We start from the raw sequence: 12,859 nt of genomic DNA, 5'->3' as shown, positions 1-12,859 counted from the left end.
GTCATCGGACGCGGCGCATCCACCGACATCATCGAGGCTTCGGCCAAGGCCTACATCGACGCCCTCAACCGGCTCCATTCCGCCACGGACCGCGACATCGAGGCCCTCTGATAATCCCCGCCTGACGAGGGGGCTTCGGCCCCCTTCTTACTGTCCCGTTGCAACTCGAACCCCATCCCCACCCGATTCCTACCCCTGCCAAGGGAGGGGCGGCGGGGACGGGGTTATTTTTTAATTTGACGTTGCAAAGTGGAAGGAGTCTGTGACATCCTGTCCGGCAAATTTAACGGGAGTTTCTCATGAAGCTGTTGTTCGTACTCTTGATGATGTTGACGGCATCGGGGAGTGGCTACGCCGCGACCTCCTCTTCCTGGCAGAGCTGGGGCTTCGACGGTCACGGCTTTGTCAAGGATGGGACCAGCGGCGGGATTCTCACCCGTGACGGGTACCTTCCCGTTCCGGCCGGCGCCTCGACGACACGGGAAGACCCCCTTCCTGACGGAACGGGTGCGGTGGCGCTCTTTTGCTACCAGCAGCGGGCCGGCGGGAAGCTGAGACCACAGGGAGGCTTTGCCCCAATGGCCGGCGTCGCTGTCACGGTCAGAGGGAAGACTGTCACCGTCGCTGGCCGCACCGATGAGAGCGGCTACCTCATACTCGCCCTTCCCCCCGGCAGCTACCAGCTGCAGCTGGCAGGGTTCTCCAAAACCGTGGCTGTCGAAAAGGGTAAGAGCTCTCTTGCGGCAATGAGGGTGGGCAAAAGGATGGTGGATTGATGACCGGCTCGTTTATGCGTGCACTCTTGATGGTGGCCCTCCTTCCTGCCATGGTTTCCGCGGCAGCTCTGGACGAATACTACCTGGCGCAATTCGGAGAGAGCGAGAGTCTCGCCAAGGTCCTCGCTGCGACTTCGACTGGTGGCATCCTCGCCGACCGCTGCCACACCGCTCTCCATCGCAACCTGAAGCGTGACTGGAAGAAGCTCGAGCCCGCCACGCAGAAGGTCCTGGCCAAGCAGGTAGCGAGGCCGGCCCTTTCCAACGAAGCGACCTATTCCTTGCCCAGGGGACATTTCACCGTACATTACGCCAGAACCGGGACGGACGCTCCCGATCCCACCGATGCCGATTACGACGGCATCCCTGACTGGGTAGAGAAGGTTGCCGCTGTTTTCGACGAGGTCTACAGCGCCGAGGTCTCCACAATGGGCTACCGCTCCCCGACCTCCGGACGATACGACGTCTACCTCAGGAGTCTGGTCAGCGAAAAGGCCTACGGGTTCACTACCGATGACGGCATGCCAACCTACCCGGCGGTCTCCGCCTCAAGCTACATCGAGATCGACCAATCCTTTACCGATCCGATCTTCACCTCCCACGGCGCCTATACCCCCGAGCAGCTTCTCGACGTAACAGCCGCCCATGAGTTTCACCACGCCATCCAGTACGGATACAACTACTACTTCGACCTCGCCTTTGCGGAGATGACCTCGACTTGGATGGAGGACGAGGTCTATGACTCGGTGAACCAACTCTATGGCTATCTGAATAAGTACCTGCCGTATGCCAGCACGCTTTCGCTGAACGCCGGCCTCGATGGCGGGTCCGAGTACGGGCGCTGGGTCTTCAATCGCTACCTCGCCGAGGCACACTCCCCCACCTTGATTCGCGACATCTGGACCGCTATCGGGGCCGCGGCGGCACCTGCCACCGGCGATGATCTTCCGATGATGCCGGTTATCGAGTCCTCGATCACGGCGACCGGGGCGACCCTGGCGGGCGACTTCGCCGCCTATGCCAAGAGAGTCGTCTTGCGGAACTGGGCCACCCATGCCACTGACCTGGGCATGATCCCTTCGGTCAATCCACAGGCGACGTACAGTACCTATCCCGTTGATCTGTCAGCGGTAACGTCGAAGATTTCCGCACTGCCCGTGTACACCTTTGCCTATTACCGTTTCCTCCCCGGCCAGGGCGCACCGGTAAACCTGGTGCTCTCCTTGCCAAGCGTCCCCGTCGGGGTGGAAGTGGTGGCGGTGAAAAAGGGGAGTGACGGGACCATCGAGGAGTACCCGCTCGATCGGGCAGCGGGCACGATCACAGTTCCGTCTTTCTATGTATCGGGAACGTCCGAGCTTGACCTGATAATCAGCAAGACCTCGACAGATGCTTCGCCGGCGGGGGCAACAACGACTTCCAGCAAGGGGGGAGGGTGTTTCATCGCCACCGCCGCATACGGTAGCTACCTGCACCCGAAGGTGGCGCTGCTGCGCGACTTCAGGGACCGGCATCTCCTGACCAACGCACCCGGGCGTCTCTTCGTGTCGCTCTACTATCGGATCAGTCCCCCGATCGCCCGTATCATTGCGGAGCACGCGTGGATGCGCGCCGGGGTGAGGGTGGCGCTCACTCCGGTGGTGCTGGCGGTGGAATATCCCGGTGCCATCGTTGTCCTCATAGCGGTGGGCGGTGCAATAGTTCTCAAGCGAAGGAGAGGGACTGCTTCCCTCCTCGTGATTGGCAAGAGGGTAGGAAGGTAGGTCTCGTTCGCCGGCCTCACTGGCGGTTCGCGGCAAGGATGCCGCTCCTACGACAGGCGGCACGCCGCTTCACGGTTTGGCAACGTGGGTACCACGATCATGCTCTACGTACAGAGGAAGTAGGAGCGCCCTCCCGGGCGCGAACCAACCGCCAATTGGGGGTGCCGATGGTGTTTCGAGATTTTCATGCCGGCAACTTACGGAAGGGCCGAGTCTCCATCGATGGCCAGGTCTACCTCGTCACGACTGCCACCCCTGACCGTATCCCTCTGTTCCTGGATTATCGCCTGGGGCGAATGGTTGTTAATGCCATGCGGTACCAGGCGGAAAAGGGTTTCGTCGAGAGCATCGCATTCGTTGTGATGCCGGACCATTTCCACTGGCTCTTTACCTTGAGTGCTGGAAGATTGCTGCCGGAGGTCATGCATTCTGTAAAAAGTTTTTCTGCCAATGGGATCGCTGCGGTTCGCGGCAAGGATGCCGCTCCTACGACAGGCGGCAGGCCGCTTCACGGTATTTGGCAACGTGGGTACCACGATCATGCTCTACGTACAGAGGAAGATGTCCGCGCAGTGGCAAGGTATGTGGTGATGAATCCAGTCCGGGCCGGGATAGTATCCACCATCTGGGGCCACCCCCTATGGGACGCGGTGTGGGTGGATGGGGATTGATGGGCGGCAGCGATGCCGTACTGCAGGAAGAGGTTGGTCTTATGGTAGGAGCGCCCTCCCGGGCGCGAACCACGGCCGCTATTCTCGCCAAAAACGAAAAAGGCCCCGCGCGGAGTGAATCCGGCGGGGCCCCTTCGGTTGTGACTCTAGCTGCTAGCCGATTTTCTTGACGTTTGCCGCCTGGAGCCCTTTGGGGCCGTTGGTAACGTCGAAGGAGACAGCTTCGCCTTCAGCCAGGGATTTGAAGCCGTCCCCGGTGATGGCGGAGAAGTGCACGAACACGTCCTCGCCGTTTTCCTGCTCGATGAAACCGAACCCTTTAGCGTCGTTGAACCATTTAACCTTGCCCTGTGCCATTGTCCTGCCTCCTTTTGATACCTCCGGAACTCAGCCGGATCTACGTTTGATGCTGCAATTTCCGACGAGTTCTCTGCTTGAAACGGCTCAAAGGGAGTGATTCTCTTTGGCTTTTCGGCGCTTTAACCTCGGAAACCAGCGGCTGGCGTAAAAATTAACATCGTATAATAAGCTTGTCAAGGAAATATTTTCTTCATAACAAAATTTTGCACAGCCGTTTTAAAAGGTATTCAGGCGCCGGATAAAGGCCATCAGCAGGCCGTAATGCTGGTGGTGGAAGCGAAACGCAATTCTGGGAAGGTGCAGCAAGTCGGGCTCGTCGGCCTCCTCCGGCCGGGCGCTGACCGCCTCGATCCTGCTCCCGGAAAGGCGCAGTTCGGGGAATTCGTTTTCCAGCATCTCGATCTCTTCCCTGGTGAGCTCCTTGTTCAGCCTGATGATGAGCTCGCCGCCCACGAACCTGATGGAGTGGTAGTTGGTGTAGAACTCTTCGATGACCTGGACGGCTTCTTCATAGCTCTTGGTGATGGTGAAGATCGAGAAGTCCTCGGCGGAGATGAAGCCCTTCACTAATAACCGGTCCTTCATGAAGCGGAACCAGTGTTCCCAGTAACCTTCCTCGTCGTCCACCAGCACCAGCGGCTTGGGGGAGGTCTTGCCGGTCTGGACCAGGGTGAAGACCTCCATGGCCTCGTCGAGGGTTCCGAATCCCCCGGGAAAGACGGCGATGGCGTCGGACTCCTTGACGAAGGCGACCTTCCTGTTGAAGAAGTATTTGTAGGTGATGAGCCGCGGGTTCTTCAGCATCACGACGTTGGCGCTTTGCTCGAAGGGGAGCCTGATGTTGGCGGCGAAAGAGGCTTCGCTGCCTGCTCCCTCGTTCCCGGCCTGCATGATGCCGCCCCCTCCGCCGGTGATGATCATGTAGCCCTTGTCGGCCAAAAGCCTGCTGAAGCGCGTGCACTTCTTGTACATCTCCTCCTCGGGAGCGGTGCGGGCCGAGCCGAAGATGGTGACCTTCTTCTTGTGCCGGTACGGAGCGAAGACCAGGGTGGTGTAGCGCATCTCCTTCATGGTGTTGCTGAGCAGCTTGAGGTCGGCAAGATAGTCGGTATCCTGACCCGCCTTCAGCGCCGATATGATCATCTCCCGAGCCAGGGGAGGATGGTGGATGCCCCCCGCCTTCTCGAGGAGTTCGTCGATCAGAGTATCTATCTCTCCGTTGGTTCTGGTAAAGCGCAGTTGCATTAAATGGACTCCCCTGTTAATATAGGTGGCCAATTATAGCACGGCCAAAGCTTCAGGCAAATGTTTAATATGATTGAACAATTATTAGTTTGATTTGTTGTTTACATTTACGTTATTGTGTCCGCTGGACGCATTTATTCCACCTTTAAAAGGAAACCGCTACATATGGGTATGACAACCGCGCAGAAGATTTTTGCGGCGCATCTGGTCGATGAGCCGTTTGCAGGGACCAAGGTGCTGAGGGTAGACGTGGTGATGTGCCACGAGATTACCACGCCGATAGCGATCGCCGACCTCATGGCGCGCGGCAAGGACCGGGTCTTCAATCCAGACAATATCAAGGCCGTCATCGATCACGTGACCCCCAGCAAGGACAGCAAGACCGCCACCCAGGCCAAGATGCTCAGGGACTGGGCCCGTCGCCACGGCATCAAGGACTTCTTCGACATCGGCGCCAACGGCGTCTGCCATGCGCTCTTCCCGGAAAAGGGGTTCATCCGTCCCGGCAACACCGTGATCATGGGTGACTCCCATACCTGCACCCACGGCGCTTTCGGCGCCTTCGCCGCCGGCGTCGGCACCACCGACCTCGAGGTCGGGATACTGAAAGGGGTCTGCGCCTTCCGCGAGCCGAAGACCATCAGGGTCAACCTGAACGGCACGCTCCCCAAGGGGGTCTACGCCAAGGACGCCATCCTGCGCGTGATCGGCACCCTGGGCGTCAACGGCGCCACCGACCGGGTCATCGAGTTCGGCGGCCCCGTCGTCGACTCCATGTCCATGGAATCGAGGATGACCCTGTGCAACATGGCCATCGAGGCCGGCGGCACCTCCGGCATCTGCATGCCCGACCGGGTCACCGTCGACTACCTCTGGCCCTTCATCTCCGACTCCTTCGCCTCCAAGGAAGAGGCTGTCGCCTCCTACAGCAAATGGTGCTCGGATGCGGACGCCGAATACGACAAGGTCATCAACCTCGACCTTTCCGACCTCACCCCGCTTTGCACCTTCGACTACAAGCCTGACCAGGTGAAGAGGGTGACCGAGATGGAAGGAACCCCGGTGGACCAGGTCTACATCGGTTCCTGCACCAACGGCAGGCTCGAGGACCTGAGGATCGCTGCCGCGGTGCTCAAGGGGAAGAAGATCGCCCCGACCGTGCGCGGCATCCTCTCCCCGGCGACCCCGCAGATCTACAAGGAAGCGGTGGCCGAAGGTCTCATCGACATCTTCATGGAAGCCGGCTTCTGCGTCACCAACCCGACCTGCGGCGCCTGCCTCGGGATGAGCAACGGCGTCCTGGCCGAAGGCGAGGTCTGCGCCTCCACCACGAACCGCAACTTCATGGGGAGGATGGGGAAGGGTGGCATGGTCCACCTGCTTTCTCCCGCAACCGCAGCCGCATCCGCGATCGAGGGTAAGCTTGCTGACCCGCGCAAATACCTTTAATTGACCAAGGAGAGTGAACATATGAAGAGTTTTGGCGGCCCGGCCCTTTTTCTGGACCGTAGTGATATAAACACCGACGAGATCATCCCGGCGAAATACCTCACCGAGATCACCAAGGAAGACCTGAAGCCCTATCTTCTGGAGGACCTCAAGCTCCCCGGTTTCGACCCGAAGTCAGAGAAGACCAAAAGCGCCGGCGTGGTGGTTTCGCGCGCCAACTTCGGCTGCGGCTCCTCCCGCGAGCACGCACCCTGGGTCTTCGAGGTGAACGGCATGTACGCCGTGATCGCGGAGTCCTTCGCCCGCATCTTCAGACAGAACATGTTCAACTGCGGGATGGCGGCGATAGAACTCCCCGCCCAGCAGATCGAGCAGCTCTTCGGCTACGCCGATGCGGCCGACGCCGCCATCGAGGTGGACGTCGAGAACCAGAAGCTGACCGTGAGCGGCGGCGGCCGCAAGGAGACCATCTCCTTCGAGATCTCCCCCTTCGACAAGGCACTGGTGCTGGCCGGCGGCTGGGTCGATTATGCGGACGGGAAATACTAGCAGCGGATCTTTAAAGACAGAAGATGGCATAATGGAGGCAGAGGACGCAGAAGTCTTCTGCCTCTTTTCTTTTACTGATTGGCGCTAATCTTCCGCTATGAGATTGTCATCCCCGAATGCCCTTATCGGGGATCACGTCGTTTAGGATCTGGATTCCCGATCAGAATCGCTTCGGGAATGACAGTTCTGGAAGCTGGCGGAAGATTGGTGGAAGCGGGGCAGGGGAGACTCGGCTTTTGAGACAGCTTTCCGTTAAATGACAGTGGTATACCTGTCATAAGACATTATTTTGATTGACTACCCATAATTGCAGCAGTTACTATCTGCATTTATGTCTGTAACGAGAGGTTTCATCTGAGGTTCATGTCTGTCATCAGAGGATTAGTTATAGCGGCACTCCTTCCGGTGATTGCCCTGGTGACTGTGTGCAGCGCCGCGGAGCCGGAAAAGGGAACCATTTTCACCCTTTGGCCGCTGGTGGATTACCGTACCAGCCCGCCGGAGGGATTCAGCAACCTTTCCATCCTCGGGCCGCTGATAAAGTTCGAGAAGAAGGGGGACGACCGGGAAACGGCCTTCCGCCCCTTCCTGTATCGGAGCGATCACCTCAAGGACAGGTCCACCTCGACCTACTTCCTCTATCCGGCAGCCTACCGGGATAACACCCCGCAGGCTGACACCTACGAGATACTGCGGTTCTTTCAAATCTCGAACTTCCGCAAGGATGAAGAGGCCGGGCGGGAGAAGAACTCGATGCTCTTCCCGTTCTACATTGCGGGACAATCGGAGAAGGGGGAGGATTACCGCTCCTTCTTTCCCTTCTACGGAGACATCTACGGGCGCTTCTGGAGGGATGAGTATCATTTCGTGATGTTCCCCCTTTACGGCCGCACGGTGAATCGTGGCACCACGACCAGGCACTATCTCTATCCGATCTTCTCCAGCACCAGCGGGGAGAAGGAGAGCGGCTTCGAGGTCTTCCCTCTCTACGGCCAGTCGCACAAGGAGGGGGTGTACAACAAGAGGTTCGTACTCTGGCCCTTCTATACCTCCTGGCAGACGGGACTCGATACCGACAACCCGACGGAGAAGACTTCGTTCTTCCCGTTCTACGGGAGCATCGATTCGCCGAAAAGGACTTCCCGCAGCTATGTCTGGCCCTTCTTCGGCTACACGATAAACCACGAGAAGAAGTTCGAGGAGATCGACTACTTCTGGCCCTTCATCTCCACGATTCGGGGGGAGAAGCGTAACGCCAACACCTTCCTGCCGCTCTACTCGCGTGACACCTTCGAGGACGGCGAGAGGCGCTGGTATCTGTGGCCCCTCTACCGCCACGAGGAGATCCGTTCCGAGAACTTCAACCGGGATTCGGACCGGGTGCTCTTCTTCCTCTACCGGGGAAGCCACGAGCGCTGGCCCAAGGAAGGGACGGAAAGAAGCAGGATCGCCATGTGGCCTCTTTTCCTGTACCAATCGACCCCGAGCGGGATCTACTCGTTCTCCTTCCCGGCGCCGGTCGAGTCGGTGCTGGACAAGGAGGGGATCGAGAAGAACTGGGCGCCCCTGTGGCGGCTGTACCAGAGGAAGTGGGACGAGGAGGGCAACTCCGCTTCGTCTCTCTTTTGGAACCTCTACTGGCACGAGCGCCGCGGCGAGGACCTGGCCTACGAGCTGTTCCCGCTCATCTCCTACCGCGGTGTAAAGGGAGAACGCGAGCTGAAGTTTCTGAAGGGTTTAATCAGCCTCAAGCGCGGAGAACAGGAGAGCGAGTTGAGCCTCCTGTGGATGCCGTTCGGGCTGAAATGGGGGGGGAAGTGACCAGATTCCTGGAACCGCTGGGCAAGAGGATCCTCTATTTTCACCAGGTGCTCGGTGAGATGGTGATCCTCATGGGGAAGATCGTCTACTACTTCCGCGAGGCGCCCCGCAACGTGCAGAGCATCCTGACCCAGATGGCGATCATCGGCTATGACACCCTCCCGGTCGCCTCGGTGATGGCCTTTTTCGTGGGGATGGTTCTGGCCCTGCAGACGGGTGTGGAACTGCAGAAGTACGGCGGGCAGAACATCATCGGCGCCATCGTGGGTCATTCGATGGTCCGCGAACTGGGGCCGGTCATGACCAGCTTCCTCGTCGCCGGCCGTGTCGGCTCCGCCATGGCCGCCGAGCTCGGGGTCATGACCGTGTACGAGGAGATCGATGCCTTGCGGACCCTCGACATCGATCCGGTCCGCTATCTGGCCATGCCGCGCTTCATCGCCTGCATCATCTGCGTTCCGGCCCTGGTCATCTATTCGGACTGCATCGGGATAATCGGCGGGGCGCTGATCAGCAACCTGCATCCGCAGATCTTCGTCTCCTATGCGACCTATTACGACAGCCTTACCGCCGCCCTGAAGATCAAGGAGATCGGAACCGGCCTCACCAAGGCGGTGGTATTCGGATCCATTGTCGCCCTCGTCGCCTGCTACGTGGGGTTCGCGACCTCCGGCGGCGCCAGGGGGATCGGGGAGGCCACCACCAGGTCGGTCGTGCTCTCTTTCATGCTGATCCTGGTCTCGGACTACTTTCTGACGAGGTTGTTGCTGTAAAAACGTGAATGGTGAATGGTGAATGGTTTGACGGAAGCCAAACCACCTTCCCTTGTTTTTTTGGAGGTTCCATACATGGCTTTATCGGTGGAAAAAAAGGTCGGCATGTTTTTCGTGCTCGGTCTCATTATCCTGGGGGTGCTGCTGGAGGTGGGTGAGAAATGGAATCCCTTCCAGAGGAACACCCCCTACAAGACGTATCTCTCCAGCATCACCGGGCTCAAGGTCGGGGATCCGGTCCGTCTGGCGGGGGTGGATGTGGGGAGGATCACCGACATCGTCATCCTGAGCGACAAGATCGAGATCGACTTCGAGGTCAAGCCGGAAACGCGGATCAAGACCGATACCGTGGCAGGCCTGCGCCTTACCAACCTCCTTGGCGGGCAGTTCCTCGGGCTTTCCTTCGGGTCCCCCCAGGCGCCGCTTTTGGAGGCGGGTGGGACGGTGCGAGGGAAGGATGTGGCCAACATCGACATCATCGTCGACAACCTGAGCGACGTGGTCAAGGATGCCAGATCTCTGGTGAACAACCTGAACAAGAACCAGGCGATGGTGATGCAGAAGGTTTCCAACATCCTGGATGACAACCGCGGCAGCCTGAAAGACGCCATCGCGAACATCGACAGCATCACCTATAAACTGGACAAGGGCGACGGTTCGCTCGCCCTGCTCCTCAATGACGGCTCCCTCTACAGAGACGCCAGCAGCACGGTGGCCAGCTTCAAGTCTGTCGCCGGGAAGCTAGAGAAGGGCGAGGGGACGCTCGGTAAACTCATCAACGACGATACCCTCTACCGAGACGCATCCACGGCCATGGCGGATCTCAAAGGCGGGGTCAAGGATCTCAACTCCGGCTTCCGGGACATCAAGGATATCACCGCCAAGATCAACCGCGGCGAGGGGACGATCGGGAAGCTGGTGCAGGACGACGCGCTCTACACCGAGATGCGCGACGCATCCAAAAATGTCAAGGAGATCGCCCAGAAGATCAACGCCGGCCAGGGGACGATCGGGAAGCTGGTGAACGAGGACCAGCTTTACCGCGATACGACCGCGACCCTGAAGAAGGCCGAGCGGGCGATGGAAGGCTTGGGCGACACCGGACCGATTTCGGTGCTCGGCTCCATCGTGGGGACCTTGTTCTAACCGGGGTATTCTCTCGAATTCCCCCCTCTCAATATCCACTCCGGTTAAACTCCCTCTCCCTCCGGGAGAGGTCGGGGTGAGGGAAACGACAACCTCGGCTGCGTCATCCCCGAGTGCTTTTATCGGGGATCCATCTCTGGATTCCCGCTTACCCCCGCGGGAATGACGGTGGCTGTTATTACTACAGGATTTCCTTGCCATGACTGACATTTTTCACATTGCCGTTGGGACCATCACCATGCGTCCCTATGTCTTTGCCTTCTTCGCCAGCTACCTGGTGGCCGCGGTGCTGCACCTCGGATGGAAAAAGACCGTCTGGTTCACCATCGTCGGCTACCTGATCGCCTTCGCCTCCGAATACTCCTCCATCAATAACGGCTTTCCTTACGGATGGTACTACTATATCGAGGCGACCCGCGGGAAAGAACTCTGGATTGCCGGCGTTCCCTTCTTCGACTCGCTCTCCTATGTCTTTCTCTGCTACTGCAGCTACGGCGCCGCTCTGCTGGTGCTCGCCCCGGTGAAGCGGGTCCGGGGAGACCTCGTTCTCCTGGAAACCGGGCGGCTGCGGCGTTCCTTTTCCGCACTCCTCCTGGGCTCGCTCTTCCAGGTTTTCCTGGATATCGTCACCGACCCTGTCGCGCTGCAGGGGCGTAGATGGTTTCTGGGGCAGATCTACGGATACCGGGAGGCCGGTGCCCACTTTGGTGTGCCTCTTTCCAATTATCTCGGCTGGTGGCTGGTCAGTGCGGCCCTGATCGCTGCTCTCCAGGTCATCGACCGTGTGGTAGGTAGAGGTAACGACCGACCGGCCGGTGTGGCTGCTGCTCCTTACCGCTGCTTCTACGCACCGTTCCTCTATCTCTGTGTGGTCGCCTTCAACCTGTCGGTCACCTTCTACATCGGGGAACATCTCATGGCCCTGACCGGTGTCTTCATCTTCACGCTCCCTGTGGTGATGGCCGTGGTGCTGCTGGCCAGGAAGGTGAACCGCTATCACAAGGACGAACTGGCCGATCATCTGCGGGAATTTCCGTGGTCCAGGGCAGCGTCGGCGGGAGCGGGACGGGCTTGTCGGGATTAGCAGGAGAAGCCATGGAAGACCCTGATATTCGCTGGCAGCAGCGCCTCAAGCACTATCAAAAGGCACTGGATCAACTTCGGTTCGCTGTCGAGCTCAGTCGGCAGCGCCCGCTCTCACAGATCGAGCAGCAGGGGCTGATCAAGGCCTTCGAGTTCACCCACGAACTCGCCTGGAACGTGATGAAGGATTATTTCGAGTATCAGGGCAACACTTCGATCATGGGGTCCAGGGACGCCACTCGCGAGGCTTTCAGCCGCGGTCTCATCTACGCCGGCGAGGGCTGGATGGAGATGATTAAAAGCCGGAACATGACCTCGCACACCTACAACGAGGCGGTCGCTGATGAGATATCTGAAAAAGTGATAGAGGTCTACTTCCTTCTTCTTGAGCAGTTCTCCTCTCGAATGGAGGATTTAGCTGATGGAAGATGAACAGGACCGACAACTCTTCGGACTGAAGGAGAAGGCCATCGGGGCAATTAACGGGGTGTTTGCACTTCATCCCCTGATAGAGCAGGTCATGATCTACGGATCGCGGGCCAAGGGGAACTACAGACATGGCTCCGACATTGATCTCACTGTCATAGCCCAGTCCATGACCCTTTCCGAACTTATGAAGATCGAGACTGAACTCGATGATCTCATGCTTCCATACAAGATCGATCTCTCATTGCTCCACAAGATCAGCGACCCTGACGTGATCGATCATGTGAAAAGGGTAGGGCGGGTCTTTTATCAGAAATAGCTTCAACCGCCGTCAGAGTCCCGGCCTGGTCCCGCGGCACACTGATAAAAATAATATTCACTAAGGTTTCTATGATGCGAGGCATCGGTATGGTATTTTTTCCGGTGGATCCTGACGCCGCATGTCGGGTCTCTATCCTGCCTGCGTCATGGCGAACAAGATATCAAAGGAGGATATATGAAAAAAGTAGCCATTCTTCTGGCCCTCGGGGCTCTTCTTGGTGTTGCCGGGGCCGCCTCGGCCGCCGATAAAGGAGTTTCCCTTCCCAAGGGGTACGAGAAGTGGGAAAAGAGCAGGGCGAGGGTTGAACCGGACAAGAAGTCGATGTTCTACGGCATCCATTACATCTACGTCGACAAGACCGCGATGAAGGCTTACAAGTCCGGCGGAGCGTACCCCGAGGGGAGCCGGTTCATAGCTGTCAATTACTCGATCAAGGACCAGGGCGGGAAGCAGGTCCCCGGCAAGAAGACCATGA

At 58.6% G+C, this 12,859-nt stretch carries 15 protein-coding genes; 13 read left to right on the top strand and 2 right to left on the bottom strand.

Annotated elements, in window-relative coordinates:
- The 4 genes from AC11W3_RS03645 to AC11W3_RS03630 all read left to right on the top strand — a co-directional run.
- Nucleotides 1-111, top strand: a 111-nt coding sequence (locus AC11W3_RS03645; protein WP_484092502.1) for an alpha-isopropylmalate synthase regulatory domain-containing protein, incomplete at its 5' end; no start/stop codon positions are given.
- Nucleotides 112-299: 188 nt separating this feature from the next.
- A complete protein-coding gene (locus AC11W3_RS03640) occupies nucleotides 300-776 on the top strand; it encodes a carboxypeptidase-like regulatory domain-containing protein (RefSeq protein ID WP_484091941.1) in 477 nt (158 codons plus the stop codon).
- Nucleotides 776-2,539 carry an MXAN_6640 family putative metalloprotease gene (locus AC11W3_RS03635; RefSeq protein ID WP_484091942.1) on the top strand — a complete coding sequence of 588 codons (1,764 nt, stop codon included), beginning with the start codon at nucleotides 776-778 and terminating at the stop codon, nucleotides 2,537-2,539. The genes AC11W3_RS03640 and AC11W3_RS03635 overlap by 1 nt, the downstream gene beginning before the upstream one ends.
- Before the next feature lie 167 nt (nucleotides 2,540-2,706).
- Nucleotides 2,707-3,210, top strand: a complete 504-nt coding sequence (locus AC11W3_RS03630) for an REP-associated tyrosine transposase (RefSeq protein ID WP_484092501.1) — start codon at nucleotides 2,707-2,709, stop codon at nucleotides 3,208-3,210.
- A 153-nt stretch (nucleotides 3,211-3,363) separates the two neighbouring features.
- Here AC11W3_RS03630 and AC11W3_RS03625 read toward each other — a convergent pair whose 3' ends face one another.
- Both AC11W3_RS03625 and AC11W3_RS03620 read right to left on the bottom strand, forming a co-directional pair.
- Nucleotides 3,364-3,567 carry a cold-shock protein gene (locus tag AC11W3_RS03625; protein WP_484091944.1) on the bottom strand — a complete coding sequence of 68 codons (204 nt, stop codon included), beginning with the start codon at nucleotides 3,565-3,567 and terminating at the stop codon, nucleotides 3,364-3,366.
- Between the two features lie 219 nt (nucleotides 3,568-3,786).
- Nucleotides 3,787-4,815, bottom strand: a complete 1,029-nt coding sequence (locus tag AC11W3_RS03620) for an LOG family protein (protein ID WP_484092500.1) — start codon at nucleotides 4,813-4,815, stop codon at nucleotides 3,787-3,789.
- 165 nt (nucleotides 4,816-4,980) lie between these two features.
- Here AC11W3_RS03620 and AC11W3_RS03615 point away from each other — a divergent pair, with 165 nt between their 5' ends.
- The 9 genes from AC11W3_RS03615 to AC11W3_RS03575 all read left to right on the top strand — a co-directional run.
- Complete coding sequence (locus tag AC11W3_RS03615) at nucleotides 4,981-6,264, top strand: 3-isopropylmalate dehydratase large subunit (protein ID WP_484091946.1); 1,284 nt, start codon at nucleotides 4,981-4,983, stop codon at nucleotides 6,262-6,264.
- 21 nt (nucleotides 6,265-6,285) lie between these two features.
- Entirely contained in the window at nucleotides 6,286-6,813 is a 528-nt protein-coding gene (leuD, locus tag AC11W3_RS03610) for a 3-isopropylmalate dehydratase small subunit (protein WP_484091947.1), read from the top strand.
- A gap of 363 nt (nucleotides 6,814-7,176) precedes the next feature.
- A complete protein-coding gene (locus AC11W3_RS03605) occupies nucleotides 7,177-8,634 on the top strand; it encodes a hypothetical protein (RefSeq protein ID WP_484091948.1) in 1,458 nt (485 codons plus the stop codon).
- Nucleotides 8,631-9,407 (top strand): MlaE family ABC transporter permease, encoded by a 777-nt coding sequence (locus tag AC11W3_RS03600; protein WP_484091949.1) that lies wholly within the window; start codon nucleotides 8,631-8,633, stop codon nucleotides 9,405-9,407. The genes AC11W3_RS03605 and AC11W3_RS03600 overlap by 4 nt, the downstream gene beginning before the upstream one ends.
- A 75-nt stretch (nucleotides 9,408-9,482) precedes the next feature.
- Entirely contained in the window at nucleotides 9,483-10,553 is a 1,071-nt protein-coding gene (locus AC11W3_RS03595; protein ID WP_484092499.1) for an MlaD family protein, read from the top strand.
- Nucleotides 10,554-10,752: 199 nt separating this feature from the next.
- Complete coding sequence (locus tag AC11W3_RS03590; protein WP_484091951.1) at nucleotides 10,753-11,637, top strand: carotenoid biosynthesis protein; 885 nt, start codon at nucleotides 10,753-10,755, stop codon at nucleotides 11,635-11,637.
- A gap of 11 nt (nucleotides 11,638-11,648) precedes the next feature.
- Nucleotides 11,649-12,068, top strand: a complete 420-nt coding sequence (locus AC11W3_RS03585; protein WP_484092498.1) for a nucleotidyltransferase substrate binding protein — start codon at nucleotides 11,649-11,651, stop codon at nucleotides 12,066-12,068.
- Nucleotides 12,058-12,381 (top strand): nucleotidyltransferase domain-containing protein, encoded by a 324-nt coding sequence (locus tag AC11W3_RS03580; RefSeq protein WP_484091953.1) that lies wholly within the window; start codon nucleotides 12,058-12,060, stop codon nucleotides 12,379-12,381. Before AC11W3_RS03585 ends, AC11W3_RS03580 begins: the two co-directional genes overlap by 11 nt.
- 177 nt (nucleotides 12,382-12,558) lie before the next feature.
- A partial coding sequence (locus AC11W3_RS03575) for a cytochrome P460 family protein (protein ID WP_484092497.1) occupies nucleotides 12,559-12,859 on the top strand: 301 nt, incomplete at its 3' end.

This window comes from Geomonas sp. (assembly GCF_056994735.1).
This window is presented reverse-complemented; position numbering and strand designations above follow the sequence as displayed.